Raw genomic sequence first — 17,664 nt, 5'->3', positions numbered from 1 at the left:
CAGTGCGGTGCGTTGTCTCTGCTCCTTTCTTGACCGTCTTCGTCCTGCGGACGCTGACGCTCTTCGAAATCCGCAACGACAACTTGCAAGTGACCGTTAGCGGTCAGGTTGAAAGAAGAAAAAACAATTGCCAGATTATGAATTTAGAGTACAATAAAAACAGACAAGTAATCGAATCTTTGTATGCCAAATTAGGACTGGCAAATGAGTTTGAAAAGGACAATTATTATTTGGAAAATGCTTTTAATGAAATCAATAAAATCTGGATTGACAATTTCAATGACATTGAGAGTGTAAAATATTTGTTGATTGCAGAAGCACCTCTTTGGGGACAAAAGAAAAAATACATTTATAACCACAAGACAAATAATACCCAATTTTTTTACAGGAGCGATTTGGAAACAACATTCAACATTAAAATACTTGACAAACGAGAATTCATTAAAACTTGTAGGAATATTGGATTATTAATCGTTGACATTTCACCATTTCCACTAAACACAAATGATACGAGAATAAATTATGGTAAAAACAAAAATGGAAGTAGAAAACTGACACAAAAAGAATATAAAGAACTGGTTAGACAGACTTTACCAACGTTTTTTAACAGGAAAATAAATTTGATTAGTCAAAAGAAATCTTCCGGTATTAAAGTTTTCTTCCGATATGCAAGAGTAAAAGACACTTTTCAAGATTTAATCTGTGATACTTTGATTCAAAATGGACTAATAAAAAAACAAGAGGATATTGGAGAGATTTCTCAAATGGGAGGTGGAATTGACAGAGTGAAATTTAAAAAAATAATAAATGAAAATAAAACCCGAACCGCTAACACAGTGCAAATTTCATAGCGGGGTGCGTGCGTGTTCGTGTCGCGGATTCTCGCATGACCGTCACGTCCTACCGGACGCTGACGCTCACCGAAATCCGCTACGCAACTTGCACTAACCGTTAGCAATTATTTTGAAACCAAGATATGAGAGTTACTACTACAATATTATTTCTGGTCATTTATCTGGCTGGATTTTGTCAAAATAAATCGAATGATTCCAAAAAAGAACCGATCATAATTGATGAAGGTTTTATTCAAAATGGATTTGAGATAGTTGTAAAAAAAACGTCAAATGACTCAAATAAAATCTTCGACTGGAACTATATCAGAAACCGAACGACATTAATGAAGGATTCATTCAACATTGAGAATTTAGATATTTATAGACTTCAAACAATTCCAATTGAATTCCTTGAAACGTATGTAAAAGAGCAAAACATTAAATTTGGTTGGACAAGTGAACTTGGGATAAAATACCCAGAAGAATTCAGGTTTTATCAACATAAGGAATTTCCAAACTTTTATTTCTTTTCATTCATCCATGCAAATGAATATTGCTGTCGGACTGTTTATGGTGTTTCATTGAGTAAAGAGAATTTAAACCCCATAAATATAGCCGTTCTTGGACTTACTGGTGGAGACGGTGGTTGGAGTGAGAATGACGCAGGCTACTGGGAAAACGATACTACTTTAAGAATTAACAAGGCTCAATATAATGACGAAAGTTTTGATGACAACTCAACTAGTTTTGAGATTGACACATTATTTGCAAAGATTCAAATCTACAATACTGGAATATTTGATTTTATAAGACTTGACTCAGTTAAATATATTGGAGGACAAAAAATTAAATAAAAACAATTGCTAACACAGTACATATTGCAGGGCGGGGTTTGGTGGTACGCCAACTGCGGATTCTCGCATCGCAGTTCCGTGTCCGCCAGCTGGCGGACAGGAACGCTCTCCGAAATCCGCCCCGACAACATGTACCAACCGTTACCACACATTTTAAAAAATGAAGCGACTACTAAAAATGAAAACCATATTATTGATTTTTCTGACCTTTAGTTTATATGTCAGTTCCTTTGGACAAAAAACTGATTCCTTGAAATGCAATATTTCAATTGTTTTAGAGATGGAGGATAGCATTGAAACAGCAACAGGAGAATTAACCGTCAGATTTTTAAAAACATTTGGACAAGAATGTAGAAACAATGCAGAGTTTAGTGAGATTGGAAACGAAACCTTATTTAAAGTAATTCAAAAGCAACCTAATCTCTTTTGCGAGACACTTGAGAAATATGAAAGTGAAGTAGATTTAAATTCAATATTACTTGAAATTGAAAGCCCTGTGATTGATTTGATAAATCTAGATTTGACTAAAGAACAAGTTTCTCAAACTAAAATAAATCAAGACTTAAAGAAGAGACTTTTAAATGCATTAGACAAAGCGATTGAAAAGACGAATTAATAAACATGTGAACTTAAAAAATGGAAAGTTGAGTAAAAATATAATTCTCAAAATAAGAGTAACTAAGTTCGAATTTAAAGTGATTGAAGAAGTTTCAATCTCGAATCCAGGTTTGTATGAGTTTGAGAAAATAAATGAACACGAATACATTATCAAATTCGCAAACATTGAAAATGCAGAGGAACTTGACGAGTTAGTTAAAGACCAACTTGTTTACAAAGGTTTTGATATAAATTACAATCCAAATTCATTTGGACTGGCATGTTAGAATCTGGTAGACAAGATGTATCAAATATTGAATTAAAAAACGTGTGGTAACAAATTGCAAAATGCATTGCGGGTGCAGTGGAGTGCGTTGTCTCTGCTCCTTTCTTGACCGTCATGTCCTAGCGGACACTGACGCTCTTCGAAATCCGCAACGACAACTTGCAAGTGACCGTTAGCAATTATTTTGAAACCAAGATATGAGAGTTACTACTACAATATTATTTCTGGTCATTTATCTGGCTGGATTTTGTCAAAATAAATCGAATGATTCCAAAAAAGAACCGATCATAATTGATGAAGGTTTTATTCAAAATGGATTTGAGATAGTTGTAAAAAAAACGTCAAATGACTCAAATAAAATCTTCGACTGGAACTATATCAGAAACCGAACGACATTAATGAAGGATTCATTCAACATTGAGAATTTAGATATTTATAGACTTCAAACAATTCCAATTGAATTCCTTGAAACGTATGTAAAAGAGCAAAACATTAAATTTGGTTGGACAAGTGAACTTGGGATAAAATACCCAGAAGAATTCAGGTTTTATCAACATAAGGAATTTCCAAACTTTTATTTCTTTTCATTCATCCATGCAAATGAATATTGCTGTCGGACTGTTTATGGTGTTTCATTGAGTAAAGAGAATTTAAACCCCATAAATATAGCCGTTCTTGGACTTACTGGTGGAGACGGTGGTTGGAGTGAGAATGACGCAGGCTACTGGGAAAACGATACTACTTTAAGAATTAACAAGGCTCAATATAATGACGAAAGTTTTGATGACAACTCAACTAGTTTTGAGATTGACACATTATTTGCAAAGATTCAAATCTACAATACTGGAATATTTGATTTTATAAGACTTGACTCAGTTAAATATATTGGAGGACAAAAAATTAAATAAAAACAATTGCTAACACAGTACATATTGCAGGGCGGGGTTTGGTGGTACGCCAACTGCGGATTCTCGCATCGCAGTTCCGTGTCCGCCAGCTGGCGGACAGGAACGCTCTCCGAAATCCGCCCCGACAACATGTACCAACCGTTGTAACACATTTTAAAAACCAGAAAATGACGATGACTTTTAGAAAATCAATTTTGACAATTATGTTTTGCCTAATCCTAATTTCAGGATTTGGACAGAAATATGATTTTGTGAAAGTTATTGCTGGAAAGGGAATTGTGCTTAACAGTGACTCAATTCTAATCGAAAAAACAAACATCAATAAGACATGCAAAATACTTGGGATTAATCCACCATCAAGTTCTGACCTAATTATGATGAGTGAATGGACTGGATACGATTCTGAAACTTTGGAACGAACGTCAGGGATGGAATGGCTAAAAGAAATTAAATATAAATCTCTGGTATTTGAATTTGCGTCTGAGAATGACAAGAACAATCTCAAACTCCGATGGATAAAAATTAAATCGGATAGTTCAATTAAAGCCTACACAGATACAGGTTTTGAGCTCGGTTATACCAATCCGAACATCTCCGACATTTATCCCAAAGAGACAAAAGATGATTATTTATCCGATAATGGACTGACATATAACTTGTATTCTCACGGAATCTCTTTTCAACTTGAAAAAGTGGATGAATCGAACAAAGTGATTAATGAAATATCAGTACATTATAAATTGAAATAAAAAACGTGTTACAACAAAGTACATATTGCAGGGCGGGGTTTGGTGGTGCGCCAAATGCGGATTCTCGTTTCGCAATTCCGTGTCCGCCAGCTGGCGGACAGGAACGCTCTCCGAAATCCGCAACGCCAACTTACAAGTGACCGTTAGGTTTAATTTTGAAAAAAGATTGCAGCATAAATAATTATGACTATTTTTGATAGTATCATATGATAGTATCAAGACTTTAAGCTATGAAACCACCATACGAAATAACGAGTAAAATTTTAAACTTAATTGCTTCTATTTCAGAAAAAATCGGAGAAGTAAACGCTGCTCATTTAAATAAACCTCCGACTGAATTAAGAAAAAGAAATCGAATTAAAACAATTCAGTCTTCACTTGAAATTGAAGGAAATACTTTGACTGTTGAGCAAATTACAGACTTGCTTGACAACAAAAGAATTCTTGCTCCCAAAAAAGACATTCTGGAAGTTAAAAATGCAATCAAGGTTTATAATCAACTCAATAAATTTAAAGTCTACGAATTAAAATCGTTGTGCAAAGCACATGAGATTTTAATGACGGAATTGATTGAAAATCCAGGAAAACTTCGAACCGGTTCGGTTGGAATTGTTAAAGGTAGCGACATCGCCCACATTGCACCTCAGGGTGAATTGGTTTATTCGTTAATGACTGATTTGTTTAATTATCTCAAAAACGACGACGATTTAATTCTAATAAAAAGTTGTGTTTTCCATTACGAATTTGAATTTATTCACCCGTTCATCGACGGAAACGGCAGAATGGGTCGACTTTGGCAGACTATGATTTTAAAAGAACATTCTCCTGTTTTCGAATTTCTTCCAATTGAAAGTTTGGTAAAATCCAGACAACAAGAATATTACAATGTTTTAGGAAAATCAGATGAACAAGGAACATCAACTGCTTTTATAGAATTCATGCTCGAAATAATAAAAGAAGCACTCGAAGAATTATTGAAAGTTCAAAATTTTAGTCTAACCAATAATGACAGAATCTCAAATTTTAAAGAAATCATAGGGACAAAAGAATTTTCAAGACAAGATTATTTAAGAGCATTTAAAAATATATCTCAAGCAACTGCTAGTAGAGACTTAAAAGTTGCTGTTGACGATGGGATTATCGAAAAATATGGAGATAAAAGAACAACAAAATATAAATACAAATAAAAAACTAAACCTAATACAGTACATATTGCAGGGCGGGATTCGGTGGTACGCCAACTGCGGATTCGTGTTTCGCAGTTCCGTGTCCGCCAGCTGGCGGACAGGAACGCTCTCCGAAATCCGCCCCGACAACATGTACCAACCGTTACCAGCAAACCTAATAAAATCGAGATATGAAAATCAAAACTATTTTTCTGGCAGTATCATCTTGTTTGTTTTTGTTTTCTGTAGTGAGTTTTGCCCGGGATAAAGCACATCCGAATGTTATTATTATCATTACCGACGATCAGGGCTATGGCGACCTTGGTATTACAGGAAATCCGCATGTGCAAACCCCCGTAATCGATAAGTTTGCCACTGAAAGTGTTTGTTTTACTAACTTTTTTGTGTCTCCGGTATGCGCCCCAACCCGTTCAAGTCTTATGACCGGGCGCTATTCATTGCGTACAGGCGTAAGAGATACTTATAATGGTGGAGCAATAATGGCATCAAACGAGGTTACTATTGCAGAAATGCTAAAACAAGCCAATTACAAAACCGGGGTGTTTGGTAAATGGCATTTGGGCGATAATTATCCCAGCAGACCAAGTGATCAGGGTTTTGATGAATCTTTGATCCATCTTTCCGGCGGAATGGGACAGGTTGGCGATATTACAACCTATTTCAAAGGCGATAAGAGTTATTTTGATCCTGTACTTTGGCACAACAATAAAAAAGAAGCCTATGATGGTTATTGCTCGGATATTTTCGCCGAACAGGCCATGAAATTTATTGAAGAAAATAAAGAATCACCCTTTTTCTGTTATCTCGCTTTTAACGCTCCGCATACTCCTCTGCAGGTTCCTGAAGAGTATTATCAGCAATACAAAGCAATTGATCCGGCCTCTGGTTTCGGTAACGACAACAGGCCCTTTCCGAAAATGACTGAGAAAAATAAAGAGGATGCCCGAAAAGTGTATGCTATGGTTACCAACATCGACGACAATATCGGTAAACTTCTTAAAAAACTGGATGACTTAAATATTGCAGATAATACCCTCATTATTTTTATGACTGATAATGGCCCGCAACAAACCCGATATGTAGGTGGCATGCGAGGTCGCAAAGGAGATGTTTATCAGGGGGGTGTTCGGGTGCCGTTTTATATGCGGTATTCGTCTTTTGAGAAGAATAAAACTATTGAAACCACGGCTGCCCATATTGATATATTGCCGACACTGGCACAGGTATGCAATGTTCAACTGCCTGATGATCGGATAATTGATGGTAAAAGTCTGCTTCCGCTAATTGATGGTAAAGAGGTGGATTGGGATAACAGATCATTATTTTTTTACTGGACACGACGTTATCCTGAACTATACAATAATATGGCACTACGAAAAGGAAGTTATAAACTGGTTGGAAAGACAAATTATAATGCCCCGGTTAAGGACTTTGAACTGTTCAACCTTGAAACAGATCCGTACGAACAAAAAAATATCGTATCAGAAAATGAAAGTATTGCCAATGATCTCAAACAAGAACTCGATGAAACTTATAATGAATTAATAACTTCTGAAAATCTCATTAATCAACCTCGTATTATTATCGGTAGTAAACATGAAAATCCGGTTATCCTTAACAGGAATGACGCCGGAGGACAACGCGGAATCTGGGCTCAGGAAGAAATATACGGCAAATGGAAAGTTAGCATAGAAGAAGGGCATTACGACATAAAATTTAAATTTATTAAGCCGGTTAAAGCCAACGGCAGGATGTATCTGGAAACGAATACCCTGGTAAAACAAATGCTAAATGAAAAAGAAGATACAGATATCATTGAGATGAAAAACGTTTTCTTTTCAGAATTGGATTGCGATTTGACACCATTCTATACTATTGGCTCAAAAAGCATATTCCCATTTTGGGTTGAAATGGAAAAGATTGATTAAAACCTGCTTGTAACGGCTTGAATAAACGCCATTAAAACAGGCGTTTATTCAAGCCGTTACTTTTCACAAAAATTGAATCCGTTCCGCGATGTGTTCCTACCGTTATTCAGGTCTTAATTCCAGAAAAAGTTGCAGGAACACCTGGCACTACATTCTAAAATCACTTTTCCAGAGCACAAATCTTTCCGGTTGAAACAAGGATTCAACATCTGTCATAAAAGTGTTAAAATTGGGTAATCCGCGTTGAACTTGTTTTGTGGTTTCCGGCCCAACTCCTACAAACATTTGCTTTAACTCATTAGCCCGTAAAATAGCAGCATCAACAAAATGATTTTTCTTTAAAGCCTTCATATATTGATAAAGCAACCCGGGAACAGGAACAGCATACAAATAGCCGGGCTGTACATTTGTGCGGTAGATGTTTTTAAATGCCTCTTCCGCCTTTTCCAATTTGCCGGCAAAAACCAAAGCCATTGCCAGACTGTACCAGTCGTGCCGGTAGTTTCCTATGAGGCAAGCCTTTTCAAGATACTCCAGGCTTTCATCGTATTTCCTGCGTTTGTAAAGTACCAAACCACACAAGCGGTTCGCCCGGAAAGCAATTTCCTTATTTCGTGAATTCACCAATGCGTTCCCAAGCTTTATCGCCTCCTGGTATCTTCCACAATTTAAAGCACGCTCTGCCTTATTTAAACGTCGGTTTTTAAACAAAACTAAATACATCTTCAATCCTTATTCCTCAAAACTTTACCATTCAAGCGTAAGCGATTCTCCTTTTGCCAGTTCAATTTCTTTTTCTTTTCCCTGGCAAACCAGTTTTGTGCTTCCACCTGTTTTTGCTAAAACAGTCACGCTATTCAGCTTCCCTTCGCTCCATTCCATTGCTATTTCGTAGCCACCACGAGCACAAATACCACTAACAGAACCATCGGGCCATACATCAGGCAAAGCAGGTAATAAATCGATTCGGTTTTGAAACGATTGCATCAACATTTCGATAACACCTGCCGAGCCTCCAAAGTTACCATCAATCTGAAATGGCGGATGCGCATCGAACAAATTCGGATAAGTTCCCCCACCCTTACTGTATTGTGTTTCGTTACCCGACGGATCGACATAACTCAGCAGTTCGCGGTACATTTTGTAGGCATGATTACCATCGAGCAAACGCGCCCAAAGGTTTATACGCCAGCCTTTCGACCAGCCCGTTGTTTCATCGCCTTTAATTTCGAGCGTGGTTTTACAGGCTTCTGCCAGCTCCGGTGTTTCGTCGGGGGTTATATGATTTCCCGGATGCAAACCAAACAAATGCGACTGATGGCGGTGTTTTGGCTCGGCATCTTCCCAATCATAATACCACTCCTGCAGGTTGCCCTTTTTACCAATCTGGTAGGGATACATTTTTGCCAAAGCCTGTTCCAGCTCTGCCCTGAACTCGTCATCCACATTCAGAACTTTGGAAGCCTGAATAGTTTGTAAAAAACATTCTCTTATCATCGCCAGGTCGGCTGTTCCACCATAAAGCGTAGCCCCGCGGTAGCCTTTATCGGTTATATAAACATTTTCGGGCGAAGTAGATGGAGAAGTAATCAAATTGCCATTTTTATCTTCTACCATCCAGTTTATACAAAATTCAGCAGCACCTTTCATCAAGGGGTAACCTTCGTTCTTTAGGAAGTCAGTATCCTGTGTAAACTGGTAGTGTTCCCACAAATGTGTTGACAGCCACGGACCGCTCATATTCCAGCATGCCCACACCGGATTACCCTCGCCAAAACCACCAACCGGGTTGCTCATGGCCCAGATATCCGAATTATGACAGGATGCCCAGCCCTTATCAATACCATAAAATGTTTTTGCCGTGATAGCTCCCGTTTTTGCCACATTGCCAATAAACGACAATAATGGACGGTGCATTTCGCTTAGATTGCCGGTTTCAGCCATCCAGTAATTTTCTTCCACGTTAATATTCATTGTGTAATTACTGCTCCATGGCGGTTGCAGGTGCGGATTCCAAAGCCCCTGCAGGTTGGCCGGTACTCCCTCTGTTCGTGAGCTGGCAATCAGCAAATAGCGTCCGTACTGGAAATACAGCACTTCCAGGTTTTTATCCTCGGCTCCACCAAAATATCTTTTTAATCGCTCGTCGGTAGGTAATTCCGGCGCTGTGGTTTCTCCCAAATCGAGTTGAACGCGATTCATTAACGTGTTGTAATCGGCAATATGCGCTTCTTCAATTTCGTCAATTCCTTTTTTATCCGCGTCATTCAACTGTTTCTGCGCATTGGCTTTGTTGTCCAAACCTTCTTTGGCAGGGTCTTTATCAAAATCGTTAAAACTGGTGGCTATCGATACGTAAAGTACGGCTTCACTTGCTCCTGAAACCGTTAACACACTATCTGTATATATGGAGTTTCCAGCGTCGCTTTCCACTTTCATATAAGTTGAAAAGCGGGTGCCACGGTTTTCATCAAATTTAATTGGCTCCTCATCTCCGGCATGGTAATTTGGCAACGCCTGATACGGCGCGTATCCTTCCACCTTCAAAACATCTTCGTCAGCGGTTGAACTGAACCGCAGCTGGCTGTCGAATTTAACAGCAAAATTCAGCGCATCTTTTTTATCGGCACTTAGTTTCACCACCATAATCTGATCGGGATACGAAACAAAATATTCACGTTTATAAGTAACGCCATCTAACTGGTACGATGTTGTTGAAATGGCCTTATCGATATCCAGCTCGCGATGGTAATTTTCCACATTGCCATTGTGCTGAAAATCCAGAAACAAAGTCCCCAACGGCGCATACGATTGGGAGTACTTCCCCATCAAATGGTGATTCAATTTATCTGCCAACTCGTAATCCTCATTAGCCAGCGCTTCCCGAATTTTGGGCACATATTTGTAGGCCTCCGGATTCATATAAGGATCCACCGGTTCGCCCGACCAAAGTGTTATATCGTTCAGGTAAATTTTATCCGATTCCACACCTCCAAAAACAGAAGCTCCCATTTTACCGTTTCCGAGGACAAGGCTTTCTTCGAAATAGGTGGCAGGTTTATCGTACCACAAAACATGTGTTGAAGTAGCTTTTTCAGCGGCAGGCGGGGTAGAACACGACTGGCTCAAAACCAGCAAACCAAGCAGTACAAAATTTAAAAAGAGGTTGAGACGATTCATAGGTTTACAAATTTTCAGATTAGTTAAAATACATTTTACGATTAGCCGCAAAATATTGAAATCGCTAAAATAATAAAAAAAGGCCCTGCAAAAATGCAGAGCCCATTAACCTATCCTTGTTTTTTGAAAAATTGAATTCAAGAAAAACAGGGAGCCGATTGGTTTAGTATCGACTCCCTTTTGATATTAGGTATTAGTTGGTTTGGGTGTTATTTTCCAAATCTTACAATTAATAACCTGTATTTTGTGTCAAACTCGGGTTACGTTGCAATTCGCTTAACGAAATCGGGAATACCAAATCAGTTTCTTTAAATGTAGCACCTGCGGCATTCTGTGCACCAATCAAATCTACATAAGTAACACTTCCCTTTTCTGTTTCTGAAATAACAGGAAATTTCATTGTACGTACGCAATCATCCCAAATTTTTAATTCCAGAGCAAATTCACGTAATCTTTCTGTCCAACAGGTTTCAATAAACTCTTGTTTTGAAAGACTTAATAATTCTGTCTTTATCTCAGCTTCAGTTTTTCCTTCAGTATTGGCACGCGCCTGAATTTTTGCCAGGTAAGTAGCTGCTTCATCGTTCACACCTTCTGTTTGTGCAATCGATTCTGCGTAATCCAAATAAGCTTCGGCCAGACGATAGAAGTTCCAGTCTTTTGTTCCGATACCTGTATTTAACAACGCATCTTCATCAAAATAATACCAGCAACCTGCTTGTCCTTCAGGAGCCGTCCAGGTTTTACCATTATTTGGATTGGTATATTCCCAGTGGAAGAACTGGTTAGGCTGAATACGAAGATCGTTTTCGTCGTAAACATTCAGGAAACGGTCGATCGGGCCGTAAGTTCTTTCAAAAATTGAATAAGTTCCGAATACAGCTGTTGCCGACGAAGTAAATGCATAAGTAGGTCTCCACGAACTGCTTGAAATACCGGCATCGTATTCTAAACTGTAAATTACCTCACCCAGATCATCAGTTGTACGTAACTTATTGAAAGCACTGTTTTCAGCCAGGTCGTTATTATCAGCTAACGAATGAGGAGAATCGATAACCATTTTTGCATATGTTTTAGCATTGGCATAATCACCCTGGTAAAAATATACATCAGCCAATGCCATGGCAGCTACATATTTTGAAACACGGTGTCCGTTTGAAGCAAATGTTGCTGCTGGTAAATCCTCAACAGCGTCGATCAAATCTTTTTCAATTTGCTCGTAAACAGCTGCTGCAGCCGTTCTTTCAGGATACAGATTCTCTAAGGTAGCAGGCTCCAGCAATAAAGGAACATCACCAAAGGTTTTCACCAAATAGAAATAGTTGAATGCTCTGAAGAATTTGGCTTCAGCAATTAAAGTTTTGGCAGAGCTTTCGCTCATTTCAATACCCGGAATACTGGCAATTGCATTGTTAGCCACATTAATGGTGCGGTAACTGTTGTCCCAAATATCATCAGAAGTTCCTGAGATTTCATTGGTATGGCCCTGACGGGTAAGCAAACGTGAATATCTACATACCACTTCCTGCCCTTCGTAACTATTGTTAAAATAGCCTGTTAGCATGCCGAGTATAGAAGATTTAGAGCCAATATATGCACTTGACGCATGTGCAATACGGATAGTTGCTCCGTTGCGGTACAAATAGTTTACGTTCTCGGTTGCCTGAGATTCTGTTTTATAATAATCCACATCTGTAAGAGATGATTTTGGACTTTCTTCCAGAAAATTGTCGCATGAGGTCAACGCAAAGACCCCTACTAGTAAGAATAATATTATCTTTTTCATGATCGTTCTAAATTAATTCATTAAAAAGTTACGTTTACACCCAAAGTCCATGTTCTGGCTCTTGGATAGGAGAAGAATGTCATGTTTTGTCCAAACTGGTCACCACCTCTTGAAGTAGATTCAGGATCGTAACCATTAAAATCGTCGGAACATAACAAAAATGCATTGTTCACATTCGCATAAACTCTCACGGCAGCAATACCCATCGACTGACAATAGCTTGCAGGAACGGTGTAGCCAAACTGAATAAGGTTAGCTCTTAGGTAAGAACCATCGGCAATCCATCCTGAATCAACAGTTGTATTTTGACCGGCATGGCCAGAGTTTGTCAAATAGATAGCTTGTTGCATAGTACTCGGATTCGTACCATCGTAAGCATCGTAAAGGATATTTGATAAACCATTGGTAATACCAAAACGGTCGTAAGTTGAGTGGTAAAACTGTTGCATGGTTTCAACACCCCATACAAATTGTAAATCAACAGTTAAGTCGAAGTTTTTGTACGAGAAAGTATTGATGAAACTACCAGTCCAATCCGGCATACCTTTACCAATGATTTCTTTTTCGTTGGTACGTTTTGCGCGGCCAATCTGATCTCTGTCAATCAAGCCGGCTTCAAAATCTTCTTCAGTATAAACTCCAAGTCGTTTGTACCCAAAGAAACTACTCAGGTTTTCGCCTACGCGCAAAATACTTTCTGAACCTCCAACCCAGTAGTTCATTTCAATATCTTCGTCGTTGTCGCCAAGACTAAGAATTTCGTTTTTATTGTAATTCAGATTTAATGTAGAATTCCATGTAAAATCGGCTGTTCTAACCGGTGTTGCATCAACCATAATATCCAGTCCCTGGTTTTTTACAGATCCAATATTTTTGAAGATCGAGCTAAAACCAGAAGATGTTGGAAGTGGTGTATTCAGCAATAAATCAGTTGTTTTCTTGTAGTAGTATGAAACATCAAATGTAAGTTGATTATCAAATACGCCCAAGTTTACACCAAAGTCCCATTGTGCTGTTTTTTCCCATTTCAAATCAGGATTAGCAAAAGAGTTGATGTATGAATAAGGCGAACGCGAGCCATTCATCAGTATCGTTCCTGAACTAACTGAAGCCAATGAATTGTAAGGTCCAATCTCCGAGTTACCGGTTATACCATAACTGGTGTGCAGTTTCAACATATCGATCAGGCCACTGTCTTTCAGGAAGTCTTCCTGCGACATATTCCAGGCCAAACCTGCTGATGGGAAGAAAGCATATTTGTTATTGTCACCAAACTTAGAAGAACCATCGTAACGGCCTGTAACAGTTGCCGAGTATTTATCTTTAAGCGTGTAGGCAACTCTTAAGAAGTAAGAGTTCATCGCCCAATCGTTATAGTCTGATGATGGAGATGAAGGATTTGTTCCTGCACCCATATTATACCATTCGTAAAAATCGTCACTGAATCCTTCAGTACGTGAACGATCCCAGTTATACGTACGTTTCTGCCACGACAGACCAGCCATTGCATTTAAACGGTGGTCGCCAACTACTTTTTTATAGGTCAGGTAAGTTTCTTCCTGCCAGTAGAAAGTGTTGGTGTGCTGAATATCGGCCCAACCATTTGGCATTGAAATGTTGTTCAATAAAATAGATGAATAAGCTTTGTAAGTTCGGTTATGATTGTCGATACCAAACTGAGTTTTCAAATCCAATCCTTCCATTAAATGAAAGGTTAAAGCTGCATTACCAAAGATTTGAGTGTTGTAATTCATCCGTTTCTGCAAATCCAAAATCATAGCTGGATTTGACATACCTTCGAATCCGAATGTATCAGACAACGACGAAGTTGAAGATGTAGTGTAATTACCATCAGCATCTCTAAGCGGCAACCATGGCAACATCTCGATCATTGTACGACGGGCATCCTGTCCTCCACCGGTTTCCGGCGTGTAACGTCCCCACGAGTGGTTAACCATTAAATTGATTCCTGTCGACAACCACTTTGCAGGTTCGCCGTCGTAAGTAAGTTTAGCATTTACCCTTTTGCTGTATGTGTTATTCACTACTCCCTGCTGATCTGTATAGTTCAGGAAAGCACCTGTTGATGAATTTTTACCAGCCTGCTGAATATTGAATTGATGATTGTGCGAGATAGCTGTTCGTGTAGCTTCTTCTTGCCAATTGGTATCGTATAACGGATTCCCCTGTGCATCGAAATAGTTTCTGTCGGTGAACCAATCAGTACGATCGAGCGACCAATCATATCCCATGTACTTATTTTCATTCTCCAAACCGATCATAAACGCATCAGTCCACTCCTGGGCATTCAAAACATCCATATAACGCGCTACAGTACTTACGCCCACAGATCCCTGGTAGCTTACTACAGATCCTTCGCTACCTGTTTTTCCGCGTTTGGTAGTTACCAAAATAACACCGTTTGCTCCACGCGCACCATAAATAGCTGTTGCAGAAGCATCTTTTAATACTTCAATACTTTCAATATCGTTCGGGTTCATTAAACCAAAATTCTCCATAACAACACCATCAACAACATATAATGGGTCGGTTGAAGAATTAATAGTAGACATACCACGAATTACAACACGGCTTTGATAAGCACCCGGTTGCGATGAGTTGGAGTAAATATTTACACCGGAAGCTTTACCTCTTAGGTTATCAAGTGGACTAAAACTTTGTGATTTAATCAGCTCCTCGCCTTCGGTTTTAGAGATAGAACCGGTTACATCCTGCTTACGCAAAGTACCGTAACCAATGGCAACGACCTCTTCAATACCAATGGTTTCTTCTTCCATTGTAATATTGATTATCGCTTTTCCGGCAACATCTATTTCCTGGGTTTTCATACCCACAAAAGAGAATTGCAATACATCGGTATCAGAAACACCACCAATTGAGAACTCACCATTGGTATTGGTTACTGTACCATTCGATGTTCCTTTAATAAGTACAGTTACTCCCGGCAAAGGTTGGCCTCCACCGTCGGATACAATACCAGAAACACTTTGTTGTTCGCTGCGTACACTAATGTTTCCCGCACTTTCGCTATCCAGCTCTTCCGGGAAAAGCATAATGTGCCTGTCGTACGTTACGTAGTTAACATCGGTTCCGCTAAAAACTACATCCAGAATTTCATTTATTTTCTGATTGTTCAATTCCACCGATACTTTTCGATTAACATCGATTAATTCGGGACTGTAGGCGAAACGAAACTCTGATTGATTTTCAATCTCGTCAAGCACTTCCACAACTTTTTTGTTGTGCATAGCTAATGTTAATTTGGTTGATTGACTATATACACTTGCAGAAACCTGCATCAGTCCAACCAGTAAAAACAAAAATGTTAGTTTCATAAGCTTTAAGCTTTTACTCCAAAAGGAAGGCATACCTCTTCCCTGGATTAGGATTTTTTTCATAGTTTTACATTGATTTAAATTATAACTTAATTTATCGTTTGTCGACGGTAAATGAGGACCGGAAGTGTTGGCGCACTTTCGGTTTTTTTATCTCGACAATTCTCTTGCTTTTTCTTTGTCCAGTTCAAATACAATTACATTTTTTTCCTGTTTAGTTTTTATTGGTGCTATTTTTTCCATAATTCGTATAATCTCGTCAAGCGGCTCGTTTTTAATAGTGAAAGTGAAAGGAAAATCCTTTAACTCTTCAGCATACTCAAATTCCTGATTGTATCTTTTCTCCAATCGTTTTACAACCTCAACAAGAGGCTGATTATAAATATTCAGAATACCGTCTTTCCACGAGGTATATTTACTTGTATTTACCTCGCTTATATTTAGTTGATTGTTTGATTTTACAAACGATGCTCTTTCTCCGGGGCTAAGAAAATACTGAAACGAGGACACATCAGGACTCAAAAGTTGAACCTTACCCGATTCTAATACTACTTCAATATTTTCCGATCCGGGATAAGCCTCCACATTAAATTTTGTTCCATGAACTTTAACCTGAATCTCGCCGCTATTTACCACAAACGAAAGATCCTCATTTGTTTGCACTTCAAAATAAGCCTCACCTTCCAGTTCTACATCGCGGTTATTCTCCGCAAACAGGTTATTGTAGCTAATTTTCGATCCGGAGTTCAACCAAACCATCGACCCATCGGGTAGTTTTACTTTTGATATCTGCCCGTTTTCCGCTTCAATTTCGGAATACCAGATTTCGTTCTTTTTAGTGTTCGATACAATGTAAGCTCCTCCGCCAAGACTTAACACAAAAAAGAAGATGGCGGCAATTCGAACCATCAGGTTCACCTTATCTGAATACTGCCATCTTTTGAAACTTTTTTGTAACATCTGATCTTGAATATTCAGCCAGCTTTGTTCACTTCCTTCAGGGAGTGGTTTGTTTAGCTGACTTTTATTCCAACCTAACCTAGAACTATTAAAAACTATGCGATTTTCTTTTTTTCGAATCCATTTCAATAATTGCATCTGCTCGCTTGCCGATGCACTCCCTTCAAAATATTTCTCTATTAACTCTTTCATGTTGTAATCTGACAGTAGTACACAAAAAGTGAAAAAACCCTACCTCCTTTTTAAAAATTTATTTTAACGATTTTTCACCAATCAACAGAACTGCTGATTTTCAATAACCTTAGAAAATTTAAGAATCCTATTTTTCGAGTAACAAGGTTATTATAATGATGAGTGCCGGGTATTGATCAGCCAATTTTTTCCTGATTTGTTCTTTAGCTTTGGCAATGTGCTTTTCCACCATTTTTAAGCTTATTCCCATTTCCTCAGCTACTTCTTTTTGTTTTCTGCCTTCAATTTTACACAGCGTGAATACCTGTCTCATTTTATCAGGCAGCTCATCAACCGCAACCTGCAACGACTCAACAAGTTGCTCCTCCAAACTTTTTTCTTCTTTGCCCAAAAAGTCGATCTGGTATAAATACTGAAGCTCACTTACTTCTTCAACATTAACAGAAGAGATTGTTTGTTCCAGCTTTTCATCGCGTAAAAAATTCAGGCAGTTGTTGCGCAGAATTACAAATAGGTAACTTTCTATGGAGCGGTCATTTTTTATAGAATCGCGTTTTTCCCAAAGCGTAATGAAGGTTTCCTGAATAAGGTCTTCAACTTTATTATCGTCGGGCACGAACAATTTGCAATATCCTTTTAGGCGAGGATAAAGTAAACGGAATACGTCTTTAAAAGCAGACGGGTCCCCTTTTTTTAGGCTATTGTTGGTTTGAATATCGAACATCGATTTTCGTTAATGGTCACAAATTAAAGAAATTTATATGACACTTAAAATCAAGGTTGTCAGTTTTTATAAACAAAAAAGGCCCTGCAAAATCGCAGAGCCTTCTATTATTTTGCTTGAAATG

14 protein-coding genes are annotated in these 17,664 nt (G+C 38.4%); 8 read left to right on the top strand and 6 right to left on the bottom strand.

Annotated features, from left to right (window positions below; genetic code table 11):
• The 8 genes from G4420_RS20540 to G4420_RS20505 all read left to right on the top strand — a co-directional run.
• Positions 1-851 (top strand): hypothetical protein (locus G4420_RS20540; protein ID WP_204273770.1); only part of this gene is annotated, 851 nt, incomplete at its 5' end.
• A gap of 125 nt (positions 852-976) precedes the next feature.
• Positions 977-1,687: a hypothetical protein gene (locus G4420_RS20535; RefSeq protein WP_163325822.1), complete on the top strand. Its 711-nt coding sequence runs from the start codon at positions 977-979 to the stop codon at positions 1,685-1,687.
• A 160-nt stretch (positions 1,688-1,847) separates the two neighbouring features.
• Positions 1,848-2,303, top strand: coding sequence for a hypothetical protein (locus G4420_RS20530; RefSeq protein WP_163325824.1), 456 nt, complete (start codon positions 1,848-1,850; stop codon positions 2,301-2,303).
• Between the two features lie 28 nt (positions 2,304-2,331).
• Positions 2,332-2,571: a hypothetical protein gene (locus G4420_RS20525; protein ID WP_163325823.1), complete on the top strand. Its 240-nt coding sequence runs from the start codon at positions 2,332-2,334 to the stop codon at positions 2,569-2,571.
• A 196-nt stretch (positions 2,572-2,767) separates the two neighbouring features.
• On the top strand, positions 2,768-3,478 hold the full coding sequence (locus tag G4420_RS20520) for a hypothetical protein (protein WP_163325822.1): 711 nt from the start codon (positions 2,768-2,770) through the stop codon (positions 3,476-3,478).
• Positions 3,479-3,645: 167 nt separating this feature from the next.
• Positions 3,646-4,227, top strand: a complete 582-nt coding sequence (locus G4420_RS20515) for a hypothetical protein (RefSeq protein ID WP_163325821.1) — start codon at positions 3,646-3,648, stop codon at positions 4,225-4,227.
• A 230-nt stretch (positions 4,228-4,457) separates the two neighbouring features.
• On the top strand, positions 4,458-5,414 hold the full coding sequence (locus G4420_RS20510) for a Fic family protein (protein WP_163325820.1): 957 nt from the start codon (positions 4,458-4,460) through the stop codon (positions 5,412-5,414).
• Between the two features lie 170 nt (positions 5,415-5,584).
• Entirely contained in the window at positions 5,585-7,342 is a 1,758-nt protein-coding gene (locus G4420_RS20505) for an arylsulfatase (protein ID WP_163325819.1), read from the top strand.
• 147 nt (positions 7,343-7,489) lie between these two features.
• Here G4420_RS20505 and G4420_RS20500 read toward each other — a convergent pair whose 3' ends face one another.
• The 6 genes from G4420_RS20500 to G4420_RS20475 all read right to left on the bottom strand — a co-directional run bounded on the left by G4420_RS20500 (position 7,490) and on the right by G4420_RS20475 (position 17,540).
• Positions 7,490-8,065, bottom strand: a complete 576-nt coding sequence (locus G4420_RS20500; protein ID WP_163325818.1) for a hypothetical protein — start codon at positions 8,063-8,065, stop codon at positions 7,490-7,492.
• Between the two features lie 24 nt (positions 8,066-8,089).
• Positions 8,090-10,522 (bottom strand): glycoside hydrolase family 95 protein, encoded by a 2,433-nt coding sequence (locus tag G4420_RS20495; RefSeq protein ID WP_163325817.1) that lies wholly within the window; start codon positions 10,520-10,522, stop codon positions 8,090-8,092.
• Positions 10,523-10,751: 229 nt separating this feature from the next.
• Entirely contained in the window at positions 10,752-12,308 is a 1,557-nt protein-coding gene (locus tag G4420_RS20490) for a RagB/SusD family nutrient uptake outer membrane protein (RefSeq protein ID WP_163325816.1), read from the bottom strand.
• Between the two features lie 20 nt (positions 12,309-12,328).
• A complete protein-coding gene (locus G4420_RS20485; RefSeq protein WP_204273769.1) occupies positions 12,329-15,664 on the bottom strand; it encodes a TonB-dependent receptor in 3,336 nt (1,111 codons plus the stop codon).
• 150 nt (positions 15,665-15,814) lie between these two features.
• Positions 15,815-16,816: a FecR family protein gene (locus tag G4420_RS20480; protein ID WP_163325815.1), complete on the bottom strand. Its 1,002-nt coding sequence runs from the start codon at positions 16,814-16,816 to the stop codon at positions 15,815-15,817.
• Between the two features lie 127 nt (positions 16,817-16,943).
• Positions 16,944-17,540 carry an RNA polymerase sigma factor gene (locus G4420_RS20475; protein WP_163325814.1) on the bottom strand — a complete coding sequence of 199 codons (597 nt, stop codon included), beginning with the start codon at positions 17,538-17,540 and terminating at the stop codon, positions 16,944-16,946.
• Between the last annotated feature and the right edge of the window lie 124 nt (positions 17,541-17,664).

Origin of the sequence: Draconibacterium mangrovi (genome assembly GCF_010586825.1) — a bacterium.
Taxonomy (GTDB): Bacteria; Bacteroidota; Bacteroidia; order Bacteroidales; family Prolixibacteraceae; genus Draconibacterium; species Draconibacterium mangrovi.
This window is presented reverse-complemented; position numbering and strand designations above follow the sequence as displayed.